This is a genomic window from Mycolicibacterium pyrenivorans (assembly GCF_025821625.1).
Taxonomy (GTDB): Bacteria; Actinomycetota; Actinomycetes; order Mycobacteriales; family Mycobacteriaceae; genus Mycobacterium; species Mycobacterium pyrenivorans.
Map to the genome: position 1 here is coordinate 22,723 of NZ_JACKSH010000097.1, position 14,681 is coordinate 37,403.

Here is a 14,681-nt window from a genome sequence, read left to right on the forward strand (position 1 = left end):
TCGATCGGCGCCGCGGACGTGAGAACGTAGCAACACCATGACAGACGGCTTACCCACCGATTACGTCACCTACGAGGAGTTCGGCCGCCGGTTCTTCGAGATCGCCGTGACCGAAGACCGCGTGGGCGGCGCGATCGCCGCGATTGCCGGAGACGCGTTCGAGATCGGGCCCATCGCCCAGGGGCCGGGCAAGATCGCCAAGGTGACGGCAAAGGTGCAGATCCTGGAACCCCGGGTCCGCCGCCACGTCGGCGATGCGATCACCTTCGCCATCCGCATTCCGCTGGAGATCGACATGGTCGTCGACCTGCGGATCGACAAGCCGAAGTTCATGGTGTTCGGCGAGATCTCGTTGCGCGCCACCGCGAAAGCCGCAGAACCGCTGCTGCTGATCCTCGACGTCGAGAAGCCGCGGCCCTCCGACATCGCCATCCACGTGACGTCCAAGTCGTTGCGTGCCGAGGTGGTGCGCATCGTCGGCGGGGTGGACGCCGAGATCAGACGCTTCATCGCCGCACACGTCGCAGGTGAGATCGACAGCCCGGAGTCGGTGCAGGCCAAGATCATCGACGTCGCCGAACAGGTCGCCGAATCCTGGGGCACCTAGTCCGTCAACTGCTGCAGCGCCGGTCGCCGCGGAGCCCGGCCCTCACCGCTCGACCGGCCGCGCAGGTGTCGCCACAGCCACGGCATCAGCATGTTCCGCGTCCACAGCACCTGCGAGTAGGTGCGTGACCGCAACGAGGGTGGCGCCGCGGCGGGATCGGGTCGCGCCCAGTCGTGACTGCTGCCGGGCAGCCCGAGCGCCTCGGCGGCGGCGGCGAACAGCATGTGGCCCCTGGCCGAACCGTGCACCCTGTCGGGACTCCAGGTGTCGGGCTGGGTCATCGACGGTGCGTGATAGAGGTCGACGAGGCGGAAGCCGTGCCGGTGCGCGGCGCCGCGGATCTGGTCGTTGATCCGCACCACGCGCGTGGCCAGGACCCGCCCGATGGGCAGGATCCTGGTCAGGTCGGGAAACGTCGTCGTCACCACCGTCGCGCCCGTCCCGGCCAGGTGCTCGTAGAGTTCGTCGAGTTGGGTCAGCGCGTCGTCGAAGCCGGGGCCGGGCCGCGTCACGTCGTTCATCCCGATGCACACCGTGATCAGGTCCGCCCGCATCGCGACCGCCAGCGGTAGTTGCTCGGAGAGCACATCGCGGATCTGTTTGCCCCGCACCGCCAGGTTCGCGTACCGCAGTCCCGGATGGTGGGTGTCCACCAGCGCGGCCAGCCGGTCGGCGAAACCGGTCAGCCCGGCCGCGTCGTCGCCGTCCCACAGTCCCTCGGTCTGACTGTCGCCCAACGCGACATATCGGGTGTAGCCGAGCACAGAGGGGACTCTAGGACACCGCGTCACCGCAGCAGGCCCAGCCTGGTCAGATTGAGCGCGACGCCTGCGACGCCGAGTTGGGTGACGATGTCCTCCAAGCGTTTCCGTGGCAGCTCGGTGCGCCACTGCGGCAGGGTCCCCGTCAGCCGCACCACACCTGGGGCGAAGGTGATGCCGGTCAGCGCCAGCCCGTGGGTGAACTCGGGCAGGCGCACCGGATAGGCCGGAGTCCGCGCGGGCAATCGCCAGCGCGAACCGCCGATCGTCACCCCGCGGGGCCGCAACCACAGCGTCGAACCGTCCAGCGTGGCCTCCACGTCAGCGTGACCGATCCGCGGCCGCCGGGCCATCCGCAGTCGCGCCACCCCGTCGGGCCCGATCTCACCACGCAACCGGGGGGCCACCCAGGTGAAGAGGTCGTCAAGGGCGGCGGCGGGCACCTCGAGGGTCAGCTCCACCGGTGCGGCCACCAGCACAGGGGGAGCGCTCGGCTTTACCTGCACGTTGTGCAGCACCACGGTGGCTCTCTCGAAAGAGCTTGTCCGCCAATTGATGTCGTTGACCGCCAGGGTGACGTCGCTGAGCTGGCCGACCGAGAGCCCCCGCACGTCCAGGCGAGAGTCGAACGCCGTGACGGTCATCGTCAGGTCACCGTCGTCGAGGCGCACGGTGAACCGCCGCCCGACGACCAGCCTGCGCATCGTCATGAAGAGCGTGCGGTAGGCGGCCGCGGCACCGCTGTTCACCGGCACCATGGCGGTGGCCGACCACAGTGACGTGAGAGTGTCCAGCGACCGGAGGGGATCGAACCGGCGGGTCATGATGACCTCATCCTCCCACGGCCACCCCACGCGTCCGGATCGCCGGGTTATCGTCCACCCGTGCCCAAGCTCAGCGCCGCTCTGCTGCTGTACCGGGTGACCGACGGGACCCTCGAGGTGCTGATCGGGCACCCCGGAGGTCCGTTCTGGGCACGCAGGGACGACGGAGCATGGTCGATTCCCAAGGGCGAGTACGCCGAAGGGGAGGATCCGTGGACCGTCGCCCGGCGTGAGTTCACCGAAGAGATCGGGAAACCACCGCCCACCGGGCACCGGATCGACCTCACGCCGGTGCGCCAACCCGGCGGCAAGGTCGTCACCGCCTTCGCCGTGCGTGGCGACCTCGATCTGGAGGGCACGTTCAGCAACACCTTCACGTTGGAATGGCCAAAGGGCTCAGGCACTCTCAGGGAGTACCCGGAGATCGACCGGGTGGCGTGGTTCGACGTGACGACCGCCCGGTCGAAGCTGTTGAAGGGTCAGCGCCCACTGCTCGACCAGCTCGAGGACGCGCTCGGACACCGCGGAACGTAGAGGAGCACTCGGATACCGCGGAACGTAGAGGAGCACTCGGATACCGCGGAACGTAGAGGAGCGCTCGGACACCGCGGAACGTAGAGGATGCGCTCTGACACAGGGCCAGGTACACCTCGCCCGTGCCGCTAGAGATCCAGGGTCAGTCCGGATTCCCCGGCAGCCCGGGACACGCAGGTCAGCATCATTCCTGCGGCGCGTTCGGGTTCGGTCAGCAGCGTGTCGCGATGGTCGACCTCGCCGGCGAGCACCTTGGTGCGGCAGGTCCCGCAGAACCCCTGCTGACAGGAGTACGGTGCGTGCACCCCGGCGCGCTGCAGCGCGCCGAGCAGCGTCTCCTCGGCGGAAACGCCGACCGTCTCGCCGCTGGAGGCCACCGTGGCACGGAACGGCCGGCCGTCCACGACCGGCGCTGCCGCGAAACGTTCGAAGTGCAGTTCGACATCGTCACGGTCGGCCAGCGCCGCGCGGATCGAGGTCAGCATCGGAGCGGGACCGCACGCGTACACCGCCGTGCCGTCGGGGCAGTCGCCGAGCAGCTCGTCCGCCGAGGGCAGACCGAAGCGGTCGTCGGTGCGAACCTCGACCGCTGCGCCGAACGCCTCCACCTCCTCGACGAACGGGAGGCTGTCGCGAGTGCGTCCGGTGTAGATCATCGACCAGTCGACGCCCCGGTCCCGGGCCAGATCCAGCATCGGGAGGATCGGCGTGATCCCGATGCCGCCGGCGATGAACCGCAACCGTCGCGCCGGGGATCCATATCCGGGCACCGTGAGGGGAAACGCGTTGCGTGGGCCGTGGGTGTGGACGGTCGCGCCTTCGGCCAGCGCGTCGTGGATCTCGACGGACCCGCCGCCGCCGCCGGGAATGCGGCGCACCGCGATGCGGTAGTGCCCCGTCGACGCCGGGTCCCCGCAGAGGGAGTATTGCCTCACCAGTCCGCTGGGCAGGTGCACGTCGAGGTGCGCGCCCGGATACCACCGCGGCAGCGGGCCACCGCCCGGCGACACCAACGTCAACTCGATCACGTCCTGATCGCGGGCCACCACGCGGCGTCGTTCGACGACCAGTGCGAGGGTGTCGGCCCCGCCGCGCGGCGGCCGGACCCGCCGCACCGCCACCGAGGTGGCCAGCATGCCCGAGATCGCCGCGCCCGCCAGGCTCAGCGTCAGATCGTGCCTGGTGCGCCCAGAAGCGCTGGGCGGTGTTTGCCGGTAGTGGTCGAAAAGCCGCATCACAGGTGTGCGGCGCGGGCCGCGGGGGAGGCGGCGAGGTAGGCGACGGCCTGAGCGGTCGAACCGAACTGCTCGGGAGTGAAGCCCGGCCGGAAGTAGGCCAGCGTGCTCGAACCGAACAACGTGCGGTAGCGGGGCAGCAGACCGAGCTTGGAGTCGCGCATCCGCAGCCGGTTGAACCTCCACCAGCCGGCGGTGACGTCGGGATCGGTCCTGACCAGGTACCACGCGGCACGCTGGAAGAACACGAAAAGCATGGCCGCCGCCACGGACATGGCACGGATGCGGCTGAGATAGCTGTCGTTGAAGTAGACGGCGACGTCATGGGCGACGCTGCGGTGTTCGACCTCCTCGCTGCCGTGCCAGCGGAACAGATCGACCAGCGTCGGGTCGGCGCCGTGGTCGTCCCACGAGCAGTTGAGCGCGAAATCGCCCATGACCGCGGTGTAATGCTCGATCGCGGCGATCAGCCACAGGCGCTCGCAGAGGTGGTTCATGCGCCGAACCGGGTCGGCGGTGTCCAGTGGGCCGAGCACCGCGGTGAAGACATGCTCGACCTGGCTGAGGATCGGTGCCGGGTCGACGCCGTGCTCGATCATGAACTCGTGCAGCACCTTGTCGTGCACGTCGGCGTGGGTGGCTTCCTGGCCGATGAAGCCGCGGATGTCGTCGGCCAGCTTGGCGTCCTTCACCAGGGGCAGCGCTTCGTTGAACGTCTCCACGAACCAGCGTTCCCCCGCAGGCAACACGATGTTGAGCAGGCTGACCACGTGTGAGGCCACCGGATGACCCGGGATCCAGTGCAACGGGCTGTCCGCCACGTCGAAATGCACCTTGCGGGCCTGGATCTGTACCGGACCTGGGTCGATCTCGTCGGTGAATCGGCGCGGTCGCAACATCTGCGGGCTCCTGCTCGTCGGGAACACCCGCGAGTCTAGAACGACAGGGCCGAGTAGGTGGGAACGCGGGTCCCGGATAGCTGCGCGCGTCAGGCGGGCGGCGGCGTTCCCGCTCCCGGCGCGCCGGCGATCGGCACCAACGGGGTCGGGGTCACGGTCGTGACGCCGTTGGCGCCGACGGTCGGGCCACCGCGGGGGCCCATGGACTTGATGACGTCGGCTGCCGCCTGGGTGCAGTCCAGCGTCAACAGCATGCGCCCGCCGCTGGTGACCTTCTGCTGGTCGACCAGGCATGCCGACTGGGGCAGAACGCTGCCGGTGGACCCACCGAAATACGCCTTGACGCCCTGGCTCTTGAGGATGGCCAACGCCCGGCCGTACTGCTCACCGGTGACGTTGTAGGGCGATTCCTGCGCAGGCTGGGAAATCGCCACGCCTGCGCCGATCAGGGCGGCGGTTCCGGCGGCGACGAGACCGCCGCTGAGTACAACGAGCTTTCTCACGGCAACAATCTCCTCGACTCGGCGGTGCGGTGCGAACATATCGCAGATGTGACACCGCTGCAGACACGCGCAGCGTTACATGCACCGATGCCGCCGTGGCATCCCGGCTCACACCGGCGGCTTGACCGCCGCCCGCATCGCCTCGCACAGCGCGATGGCGCGCGGATCGGTGAACACATCCTCGAGCAGCACCTGCCGTCCCCCGGGATCACCGAGCGGGACGCGCCAGTTCGGATATTCGTCGGTGGTGCCCGGCTGGTTCTGGGTGCGCACCTCGCCGACGGCGTCGGCCAGCGACAGCGACAACAGCCGTGACGGCGTCCGTCCGAGGTAGCGGTGCAGCGCCAGCACCACCTCGTCGACGTCCACACCGGCGCCGTCAGCGTCGTGACCGTCACCGCCGAGCAGTCCCACCCTGCGCAGTTCGGCCAGCCAGGCCCGCTGCTGGGCGCGGTCACTGGCCAGTTCCTCCTCGGCGGGCCGGGTCAGCAGGCCGAGTTCGTCGCGCAGCCGGACATGCTCGCCGGCCAGGTATCCGGCCGTCGGGGGCAGATCGTGGGTCGTGACCGCCGAAAGGCAGTACTCCCGCCACTGCTCGGCGGGCAGCGGCCCGCCAGTGGCATTCGGGCCGTCGCGGTCCAGTTCGAACCACAGGATCGAGGTGCCGAACAGGCCGCGGTCGCGCAGGTAGTCGCGCACCCACGGCTCGACCGTCCCCAGGTCCTCACCCACGACGACCGCCCCGGCGCGCTGCGCCTCCAACGCCACGACGCCGATCATCGCGTCGTGGTCGTAACGCACATACGTGCCTTCGGTCGGGCGCGCGCCCTTCGGTATCCACCAGAGCCGGAACAACCCGATGATGTGGTCGATCCGGACGCCGCCCGCGTGCCGCAGCACGGCGGCGACGAGCGCGCGGAACGGCTCGTAGGCCTCCTCGGCGAGGCGGTCGGGCCGCCAGGGCGGCTGCGACCAGTCCTGCCCGAGCTGGTTGAACTCGTCCGGCGGCGCGCCTGCGGTGACCCCCAGGGCCAGAACGTCCTGCAGTGCCCAGGCGTCGGCGCCGTCGGGATCCACCCCGACCGCGAGGTCGTGCATGATGCCCAGCTCCATCCCGGCCTGCACGGCGGCGGCCTGCGCGGCGGTGAGTTGCTCGTCGACCAGCCACTGAAGCCAGCGATGGAAGTCCACCTCGGCGGGGTGGGCCTCCACGAAGGCGGCGACGGCCCCGGACTGCGGGTGCCGCAGCTCCTCCGGCCACCGGTGCCAGTCACCGCCGTGACTCTCGGCCAGCGCGCACCAGGTGGCGAAGTCGTCGAGGCTGCGACCCTGCCGCGCCCGGAACGCCGCGTAGGCGATCTCGCGGCCCGCGGACAGCCCGATCGGGTAGATGCTCGCCAATGCCTGCCGCTTGACCTTCCATACGGCGTCGCGGTCGATCTGATCCGCGCGATCGGCCCGCGACTGCAGGTGCTGCTTCGCCTTCCGGATACGGCCGCGGTGCCGCAACTCGGCGAACTCGGGGACGGCCTCCACCCTCAGGTACATCGGGTTGACGAAACGGCGGGAGGTCGGCAGATACGGCGACGGCTCCATCGGCGCGGTCGGCGCCGCCGCGTGCAGGGGGTTCACCAGCACGAACCCGGCGCCGTGACAGGCCGCCGACCAGACCGCCAGGTCGGTGAGGTCGGTCAAATCCCCGATGCCCCAGGACTTCCGGGATCGCACGCTGTAGAGCTGGGTGGCCAGGCCCCAGGTGCGGCGCGAGCCGGGCCGCGACGGCGGCTCCAGCGTGGCCGGCGACACGATCACGGTGGTGCCGATGTCGGAGGAACCGACCTGCAGGTGCAGCCGGTGGTAGCCGACCGGCAGATCGGCGGGCAGCTCGAAGCTGGCCTCACCGATCAACCTGCCGTCGAGATCGAAAGGGTCCCTGTTGTTCTCGAGCTGCCGCAGGCCGGTGCGCACACTGCCGTCCTCGAGCCGCAGCCACAGCCTCGCCGGGTCACCGTGGGTGACGTGCACCCAGAACGGGGTCGCGGAGCCGCTGCGGCCGACGATCACCGGAGGCAACGGCCGGGCCCAGTGGCCCCGGTCGTGTGCCTCGATCGCCGCGACGCGGTGCTCCTCGGTGGCGGCGGAAACGCCGAGAGCGTCCAGAACGGCGATCAGCGTCGCGGCGCCTACCGTCACCGCCCTGCCGGTCCAGTCCGCGTACCCGGTGGCCACCCCGTACCGGTGCGCGAGCTCGATCAGCGAGGCGGGCGGATCAGTGTCATCGGACATGGCGCCAATCTTGCCCCGTCAGCGGGATTCGCAAACGTCGAAGGTGCCCGCCGGCGGCCTCGCACGGTCGGTGACCCCGTCACACATTTCGGTAGGGTCGCAATTCATGCCGCCCGAACCGATCGACGGCGCCGTGACGCGCGACCGGCGGGCGCGGATCGCGGTCGCGGCGCTGTTCCTGACCAACGGCGCGCTCTTCGCCAACATGCTGCCCCGGTTCCCGGAGATCAAGTCCGATCTGGCGATGTCCAACGCGGCCTACGGCGGTGCGGTCGCGGCCTTCTCCGCCGGTGCCCTGATGGCCGGGCTGACCGCGGCTGCGCTGATCCGAAGGTTTCAGTCCGCACGCGTCGCGCTGGTCACCACCGTGTTCCTCGCCGCGTTCATCCTGGTGGCCAGTGTGGCGCCGTCGCCGCTGGTCTTCGCCGCCGCACTGTTCGTCGCGGGCGCCAGCGATGCCATCACCGATGTGGCGCAGAACGTCAACGGCTTACGGCTGCAACGCAACTACGGGCGATCGATCATCAACTCGCTGCATGCCGTGTGGGCCGTCGGCGCCATCCTCGGCGGCCTGATGGGGGCCGCCGCCATCGCGCTGCACGTCCCGCGCCCCGTGCACCTGGGGGTCGGGGGTGTGGTGTTCTGCGCAGTGGTCGCCGTCGCCTACCCGTACCTGCTGCACGGCCCCGACCACGACGACCACCCGTCGGCGCGGAACAACGGCGGGCGAGACGTCAGCGCGGTGGTGTACCTGTGGCTGCTCGCCCTGGTGGGTATCGCGGTCGCGGGCGCCACCGTCGAGGACGCCGGAAGCTCATGGGCCGCGCTGTATCTGCGTGACAGCCTCGGCGCACCGGGAGCGGTGGCTCCGCTCGGATACGTCGCGTTGGTCGGCTGCATGTTCCTCGGGCGCATGGTCGGCGACAGGCTCGTCGACCGTTTCGGGGAACGCGCTGTCGCGCGGGCGGGCGGGCTGATCACGGCGGCGGGCATGGGCCTTGCGCTGGCGCTGCCGTCGGTGCCGGGAACCATCGCCGGGTTCGCGGCCGCCGGCCTGGGGGTGGCGACCGTGATCCCCGCCGCGATGCGCGCCGCCGACGAACTGCCGGGCCTTCGCGCGGGCACCGGGCTGACGATGTTGACCTGGCTGATGCGGGTCGGATTCCTCGGCGCCCCACTGGTCGTCGGCGTGATCGCCGACGCGACGAGCCTGCGGATGGGACTGCTCACCGTCCCGGCCGCCGGTGTCACGCTGATCCTGCTCGCCGGCGTGCTCAGTGGGCGAGCGCGTTCCTGACCATCGGCGTCAGCACCGCATGCGCGAAGCGGCGCAGTTCCCGGTCGTCGCCGAAGTCGGGATCCGACGGCGGCATCGACAGATAGGTGAAGAACAGGCGCGCGAAGACATCCGCAACCCAGCGCACGGGTTGTGACGGCGGGCCGGGCGCATCGCCGTGGATGTAGTTGGCGATGAACGCCGACCCCATGTCGATCAGATCGGCGGATTCCGCGGGCGGCGCCGGGTCGGTGTGCGGGGCGCGCCGCAGGATCGGATGACCCCGGGCGAACGTGACCGCCGCGATGAAGGCGTTCGCGACCCCTTCGCCGGCACGGTCAGGGTCGGCGGTGCCCTCGACGGCATCGGCGACCGCGGCCAGAAACCGCTGCGTCTCCCGGCGGATCAGCGCCGCGACCAGATCGTCGCGGCGCGGATAGCGCCGGTAGGCGGTCATCCGGGAGACACCGGCCTTGCGCACCACCTCCTCGACGGTGAGGCGGTGCAGGCCCACCGATGCCGCCTCCTTCAGCGCCGCATCCAGCAGCCGCTGGCTGGTCCGGTCGGCGGAGTCGTCCATCCCGTCATCCCGGAAGAGCCTGGCCGCACCGCCGACGATGACGACGAGCTCGGGGTCGATCACCGGGTGAGTGCCTCGGCCACCGGAGCGCCCGCCGCCCTGGCGCGGGCGAGCTGGACGTAGCGGGGGGTGCCGAACGCCCACCGGTGCAGCCGCGCGTCGAGCGCCAGCGCCGGCGCGTAGAGCCTGCGGGTGAGCGCAGCCGGACGGTCGTAGCCGGACAGTTCCCGAGCCCACCGCGGGGCCCGGATCATGCCGGCGTGCACCGCGAACCGGCCAACCGGGCGCTGGATCACCCCCGGTAGATCGGACAGGAACGGCGAGCAGACCAGGAAGTCGAGGAAGGCCCGGGTCTGGGCGGTCACGCTCAGCACCGGGCGCATCCGGGTGACGAAGTCGTCGAGCTCGGCGACGCTGGCGGGCACCCCCTCGCCGCCACCCATCCGGCCGATCACCGCCTGCTCGGCGAGGTAACGGTCGCGTTCGTCGGGCGTCAGCGCCCTGTTGGTGGCCTCGAACGTCCGCATGATCATCCACGGAATGCAGGTGTGCACCCAAGCGATCAGCTCCGGATCCAGCGCGCGGTAGGGGACCCCGTCCGGCCGGGTGCCGTTGACGAACGAATGCATGTGGCGGACATGATCGATGAGAGCCGTTGCCGCAGTGGTGTTTCCGAAGGTGGTCGCCAGCACGTAGCCGAGGGTGGCGCGCGCCCGTTGGAAAGGGTCCTGACGGTAGTCCGATAGGTCCTCGACTCCGGCCACCACCGAGGGGTGCAGCACCTCGAGCACGATCGCCGCCAGGCCCGCCTGCGTCACGGCCGCCAGGTCCGCGTGCACCTCCCAGGACACGCTGTCGGGCCCGATCAGGCCCGGGTCACCCGGCGGGCCGCCGTAGACCGCGGGGTCGTCGTGCCTGCCGACCTGGCGTTCGAAGTCGGCGACGATGCGGTGGCGCAGTGGTTCCATCGTGTCCCTCCGGTGGTATAGATGTGACAGTCAGACCCCTATCTATACCATCGCGGGTCGGACCTGGCCAGGTCGCGACGGCTTTCGGCAATTCGGGCGGACTCGGCGGCCTACGCTGAAATCTGCAGGTCGGGGAGCGATTGCCCGGCAACGCCCGCCCGCCGGCTGGTACAGTTGCGTACCAATAGCGGTCACGTACCAGAACCGACCGAAGGAGTTCGGCATGACGGCCGAGGCCAGTACCCGCGACACCGCAGGCGAGCGGCCCGTGGTGGACACCACCTACGGCCCGGTCCGAGGCGTGGACGACGGCACCGTCAAGGCGTGGAAGGCGATCCGCTACGCCGCCGCCCCGGTCGGCGAGCTGCGCTGGCGGGCACCCCAGCCGCCTGCCGCCTGGTCGGAGCCCGCCGACGCGGGACGGGTCGGGCCGGTATGCCCTCAGCCGACGGATCCGAGGATCCCGATCGACCTCGGCGCACCACAGGGCGAGGACTTTTTGTCACTCAACGTGTGGGCGCCGCCGGACACGAAGCCCGGCGACGGCAAACCGGTGATGGTGTGGGTTCACGGCGGTGCATACATCCTCGGTTCAGCCAGCCAGCCGCTCTACCACGGGCGCAGGCTGGCCGCCGACGGCGACGTCGTGGTCGTGACCGTCAACTACCGACTCGGCGCCTTCGGGTTCCTCGAACTGTCGACACTGGGCGCCGACCCCGAGCGGTTCGCGACCAACCTCGGGCTGCGCGACGTGTTGGCCGCACTCGGGTGGGTGCGCGACAACATCGCGGCGTTCGGCGGGGACCCCGACAAGGTCACCCTGTTCGGCGAGTCGGCCGGTGGGGGCGTGGTCACCACGCTGCTCGGCAGCCCCGCGGCGGCCGGACTGTTCAGCGCGGCGATCGCCCAGAGTTCGCCGGTCACGTCGTCGTACGAGGCCGACCGGGCCGGCCGGGTGGCACAACGCTTCCTTGACGTGCTCGACATCGGACCGCGGGATCTCGGGCGCCTGGCCGAGTTACCGACCGCGGCCATCGTGGCGGCGTCGCGGACGGTGTTCGACGAGGTGCCGGTGCGCACGCCGGGCCGGCTGGCGTTCGCCCCGATCGTCGACGGGGACGTCGTGCCGGACTACCCGGTGAACCTCGCCAGGAAGGGCTTGACGCATCCGGTGCCGCTGATCATCGGCACCAACAAGAACGAGGCCGCACTCTTCCGCTGGATGAAGTCGCCGCTGATGCCCATCAAGCCGGAATCCATCAGGGCGATGTTCGCCGAGATCGCCGCCGAGCAGCCGAGCCTGCAACTGCCCGACCAGACCCGCCTCGGTGGCGCCTACCGGGGCCGCGAGACGATCAAGGGCCTCGGATTGGCCAGCGACCTCGGTTTCCGGATGCCCTCGATCTGGTTCGCCGACGGTCACCGCGCCGTCGCGCCGGTCTACCTGTACCGCTTCGACTTCGCCACCGCGATGCTCCGCCTGCTTCGCCTGCACGCCGCCCACGCCACCGAGCTTCCCTTCGTGTGGGGCAATCTCGGCGCCGTGCGCAAGGACCCGATGTTCGCACTCGGTGGCCGCAAGGTCGGCGCGGCGGTCTCCCAACGGGTGCGCACCAGGTGGACGAGCTTCGCGGCACACGGTGAACCCCGCGGACAGGCCGGTGAACCGACCTGGCGTCCCTACGGTGCCGACGACCGCGCCACCATGGTCATCGACAAGCAGGACTCGGTGGTCGACGACCTCGACGCCGACGTGCGGCGCGCCTGGGGTGACGACGTCCTGAGCTTCCTGTAGAGATCCAGACTTCCCCGGAGGTGCCGCCATGGAGTTCCTCGACATACTGCCGCCGCAGATGCGCGACCCGGTGCTGTTCGCCGTCCCGTTCTTCCTGCTGCTGCTGATCATCGAGTGGACGGCCGCCCGCAAGCTCGAGCACCTGCGGGACCCCGCCGATTCGGCCCGTCCGGGCACCGGGGCCTACCTCACGCGCGACTCCTGGGCCAGCATCTCGATGGGGCTGGTGTCGATCTTCACGATGGGCGCATGGAAGTTCCTGGCGCTGTTGGGTTATGCGGCGATCTACGCCTACCTCGCCCCGTGGCAGCTGCCCGCCACCCAGTGGTACACGTGGGTCATCGCGATCGTCGGTGTCGACGTGCTGTTCTACGCCTACCACCGCACCGCGCACCGGGTGAGGTTGATCTGGGCCACCCACCAGGCCCACCACTCGAGCCAGTACTTCAACTTCGCGACCGCGCTGCGGCAGAAGTGGAACAACAGCGGGGAGATCCTGATGTGGATTCCGTTGCCGCTGTTGGGGGTTCCACCGTGGATGGTGTTCGTGAGTTTCTCGATCAGCCTGATCTACCAGTTCTGGATCCACACCGAGCGCATCGGCACACTCTGGCGGCCAATCGAATTCGTCTTCAACACCCCGTCACACCACCGGGTGCACCACGGCATGGATCCGGAGTACCTCGACAAGAACTACGGCGGGATCCTGATCATCTGGGATCGGCTTTTCGGCACATTCCAGCCCGAGCTGTTCCGGCCGCATTACGGGCTGACCAAGCCGGTCGACACGTTCAACATCTGGACGCTGCAGACGCGCGAGTACGCCGCGATCGGCCGCGACGTGCGCGCCGCCCGGGGAATCCACGACAAGCTCGGCTACATCTTCGGGCCGCCCGGGTGGCTGCCCGAGGGTGCGCGCCGTGCCGGGGACCAGCCGCGGACCTATGTCCCCCGATAGCGTGGCTGAACGACGAGCAGGCCGTAGGGTCCGCGGTGTGGAGACGGTCTTCGATGCGCACGTCGACCCCGCGCTGGTGGACAGATCGCTGGCGGACAGCACCCTCGGGTCGATGTGGCTGGACACGGCGCGTCCCGACCACCCGGCGCCGTCCGGGCCGGTCACCTGCGACCTGCTGGTCATCGGCGGCGGCTACGCAGGCCTGTGGAGCGCACTGCACGCCGCGCGCCGCCACCCCGACCGGCGCATCGTGCTCATCGAGGCGGACCGCATCGGATGGGCAGCCTCGGGACGCAACGGCGGTTTCGTCGACGCCAGCCTGACCCACGGATTCGACAACGGAAAGTCCCGCTGGCCCAACGAGATTGACACCCTCGAGGCGATGGGCATGGAGAACCTCGACGGGATGCAGGCCGAGATCGCCGAACTCGGACTGGACGCCGAGTGGCAGCGCACCGGCATGCTGTCGGTGGCCACCGAGCCGCACCAGGTGCAGTGGCTGGAGCAGGCCGCGGCCGAGGGCCAGGGGCAGCTGCTCGACCGGGAGCAGATCCGCGACGAGGTGCGCTCGCCCACCTACCTGGCGGGCCTGTACAGCCCCGACACGTGCGCGGTCGTCAACCCCGCCAAGCTGGCGCTGGAACTGGCGCGGGCCTGCCGTGACATCGGCGTCGAGATCTACGAACACACCACCGCCACCCGGATCGATTCCGGCGGCGCCGCGCTGCGCGTGCTCACCGACGGGCAGGCGATCACCTGCCGGCAGGTGGTGCTGGCCACCAACGTGTTTCCGAGCCTGCTGACGCGCAACCGCCTCTTCACGGTGCCCGTGTATGACTACGTGCTGGCCACCGAGCCGCTGACCGACGCCCAGCTAGACCGCATCGGGTGGCAGCGCCGGCAGGGAATCGGTGACTCCGCCAACCAGTTTCACTACTACCGCCTGTCGATGGACAACCGGATCGTCTGGGGCGGGTACGACGCCGTCTACCATTTCGGTCGGCGCGTCGACTCCGCCTACGAGGCCCGCCAACAGACCTACCGCCGGCTGGCCGCGCATTTCTTCATCACCTTTCCGCAGCTGGACGACGTGCGATTCACCCATCGGTGGGCCGGCGCCATCGACACCAACACCCGGTTCTGCGCGCACTGGGGTCTGGCCCGCGAAGGCCGGGTGGCCTACGTCAACGGGTTCACCGGCCTCGGCGTGGGCGCCGCGCGGTTCGCCGCCGACGTGTGTCTGGACCTGTTGGACGGCGCCCGGACACCGCGCACCCGGTTGGAGATGGTGCGCAAGAAGCCGCTGCCGTTCCCGCCCGAGCCGCTGGCCAGCGTCGGCATTCAGGCCACGCGATGGTCGCTGGATCGCGCCGATCACTGCGCGGGGCGCCGCAACCTGCTGTTGCGGGGGCTCGACGCGCTCGGTCTCGGCTTCGACTCCTGAGCTGCGGTCGG

14 protein-coding genes are annotated in these 14,681 nt (G+C 69.9%); 6 read left to right on the forward strand and 8 right to left on the reverse strand.

Going from position 1 to position 14,681, the window contains the following annotated elements; translation table 11 throughout:
- The first annotated feature begins 37 nt into the window (after window positions 1-37).
- A complete protein-coding gene (locus tag H7I57_RS12135; RefSeq protein ID WP_264023743.1) occupies window positions 38-607 on the forward strand; it encodes a hypothetical protein in 570 nt (189 codons plus the stop codon).
- Here the strand turns inward: H7I57_RS12135 and H7I57_RS12140 are convergent.
- Together H7I57_RS12140 and H7I57_RS12145 are read right to left on the reverse strand one after the other, a co-directional pair.
- Window positions 604-1,371, reverse strand: a complete 768-nt coding sequence (locus tag H7I57_RS12140) for an SGNH/GDSL hydrolase family protein (RefSeq protein ID WP_264023745.1) — start codon at window positions 1,369-1,371, stop codon at window positions 604-606. The two genes, H7I57_RS12135 and H7I57_RS12140, sit on opposite strands and share 4 nt — an antisense overlap.
- 23 nt (window positions 1,372-1,394) lie before the next feature.
- Complete coding sequence (locus tag H7I57_RS12145; protein WP_264023746.1) at window positions 1,395-2,192, reverse strand: hypothetical protein; 798 nt, start codon at window positions 2,190-2,192, stop codon at window positions 1,395-1,397.
- 60 nt (window positions 2,193-2,252) lie between these two features.
- Here H7I57_RS12145 and H7I57_RS12150 point away from each other — a divergent pair, with 60 nt between their 5' ends.
- Entirely contained in the window at window positions 2,253-2,726 is a 474-nt protein-coding gene (locus H7I57_RS12150; protein WP_264023747.1) for an NUDIX hydrolase, read from the forward strand.
- 128 nt (window positions 2,727-2,854) lie between these two features.
- On the opposite strand, the gene H7I57_RS12155 is transcribed toward H7I57_RS12150, so the two are convergent.
- The 4 genes from H7I57_RS12155 to malQ form a co-directional block, all read right to left on the reverse strand.
- Complete coding sequence (locus H7I57_RS12155) at window positions 2,855-3,961, reverse strand: PDR/VanB family oxidoreductase (RefSeq protein ID WP_264023749.1); 1,107 nt, start codon at window positions 3,959-3,961, stop codon at window positions 2,855-2,857.
- Window positions 3,961-4,860 (reverse strand): metal-dependent hydrolase, encoded by a 900-nt coding sequence (locus H7I57_RS12160; protein WP_264023750.1) that lies wholly within the window; start codon window positions 4,858-4,860, stop codon window positions 3,961-3,963. The genes H7I57_RS12155 and H7I57_RS12160 overlap by 1 nt, the downstream gene beginning before the upstream one ends.
- A gap of 89 nt (window positions 4,861-4,949) precedes the next feature.
- The gene (locus tag H7I57_RS12165; RefSeq protein ID WP_264023751.1) at window positions 4,950-5,363 is read right to left on the reverse strand and encodes a hypothetical protein; all 414 of its coding nucleotides are present in this window, start codon (window positions 5,361-5,363) and stop codon (window positions 4,950-4,952) included.
- A 108-nt stretch (window positions 5,364-5,471) separates the two neighbouring features.
- On the reverse strand, window positions 5,472-7,649 hold the full coding sequence (gene malQ / locus H7I57_RS12170) for a 4-alpha-glucanotransferase (protein WP_264023752.1): 2,178 nt from the start codon (window positions 7,647-7,649) through the stop codon (window positions 5,472-5,474).
- A 106-nt stretch (window positions 7,650-7,755) separates the two neighbouring features.
- Between malQ and H7I57_RS12175 the strand changes: the two genes are divergently transcribed.
- Window positions 7,756-8,946, forward strand: coding sequence for an MFS transporter (locus H7I57_RS12175; RefSeq protein ID WP_264023753.1), 1,191 nt, complete (start codon window positions 7,756-7,758; stop codon window positions 8,944-8,946).
- On the opposite strand, the gene H7I57_RS12180 is transcribed toward H7I57_RS12175, so the two are convergent.
- Both H7I57_RS12180 and H7I57_RS12185 read right to left on the reverse strand, forming a co-directional pair.
- Complete coding sequence (locus H7I57_RS12180; protein ID WP_264023754.1) at window positions 8,924-9,568, reverse strand: TetR/AcrR family transcriptional regulator; 645 nt, start codon at window positions 9,566-9,568, stop codon at window positions 8,924-8,926. The genes H7I57_RS12175 and H7I57_RS12180 overlap by 23 nt on opposite strands.
- On the reverse strand, window positions 9,565-10,473 hold the full coding sequence (locus tag H7I57_RS12185) for an oxygenase MpaB family protein (protein WP_264023755.1): 909 nt from the start codon (window positions 10,471-10,473) through the stop codon (window positions 9,565-9,567). The genes H7I57_RS12180 and H7I57_RS12185 overlap by 4 nt, the downstream gene beginning before the upstream one ends.
- Before the next feature lie 223 nt (window positions 10,474-10,696).
- On the opposite strand from H7I57_RS12185, the gene H7I57_RS12190 reads away from it, so the two are divergent.
- From H7I57_RS12190 to H7I57_RS12200, 3 genes are read left to right on the forward strand one after another with little or no spacing between them, the layout of a single operon-like run.
- Entirely contained in the window at window positions 10,697-12,268 is a 1,572-nt protein-coding gene (locus H7I57_RS12190) for a carboxylesterase/lipase family protein (protein WP_264023756.1), read from the forward strand.
- 28 nt (window positions 12,269-12,296) lie between these two features.
- The gene (locus tag H7I57_RS12195; RefSeq protein ID WP_264023757.1) at window positions 12,297-13,226 is read left to right on the forward strand and encodes a sterol desaturase family protein; all 930 of its coding nucleotides are present in this window, start codon (window positions 12,297-12,299) and stop codon (window positions 13,224-13,226) included.
- Between the two features lie 37 nt (window positions 13,227-13,263).
- A complete protein-coding gene (locus tag H7I57_RS12200) occupies window positions 13,264-14,670 on the forward strand; it encodes an NAD(P)/FAD-dependent oxidoreductase (RefSeq protein ID WP_264023758.1) in 1,407 nt (468 codons plus the stop codon).
- Window positions 14,671-14,681: the final 11 nt, after the last annotated feature.

Bases quoted from the DNA above. Each gene is read 5' to 3' on its own strand.
- malQ (WP_264023752.1), bottom strand. From the start codon at position 7,649: ATGTCCGATGACACTGATCCGCCCGCCTCGCTGATCGAGCTCGCGCAC.
- H7I57_RS12160 (WP_264023750.1), bottom strand. From the start codon at position 4,860: ATGTTGCGACCGCGCCGATTCACCGACGAGATCGACCCAGGTCCGGTA.
- H7I57_RS12185 (WP_264023755.1), bottom strand. From the start codon at position 10,473: ATGGAACCACTGCGCCACCGCATCGTCGCCGACTTCGAACGCCAGGTC.
- H7I57_RS12175 (WP_264023753.1), top strand. From the start codon at position 7,756: ATGCCGCCCGAACCGATCGACGGCGCCGTGACGCGCGACCGGCGGGCG.
- H7I57_RS12155 (WP_264023749.1), bottom strand. From the start codon at position 3,961: ATGCGGCTTTTCGACCACTACCGGCAAACACCGCCCAGCGCTTCTGGG.
- H7I57_RS12190 (WP_264023756.1), top strand. From the start codon at position 10,697: ATGACGGCCGAGGCCAGTACCCGCGACACCGCAGGCGAGCGGCCCGTG.
- H7I57_RS12135 (WP_264023743.1), top strand. From the start codon at position 38: ATGACAGACGGCTTACCCACCGATTACGTCACCTACGAGGAGTTCGGC.
- H7I57_RS12195 (WP_264023757.1), top strand. From the start codon at position 12,297: ATGGAGTTCCTCGACATACTGCCGCCGCAGATGCGCGACCCGGTGCTG.
- H7I57_RS12145 (WP_264023746.1), bottom strand. From the start codon at position 2,192: ATGACCCGCCGGTTCGATCCCCTCCGGTCGCTGGACACTCTCACGTCA.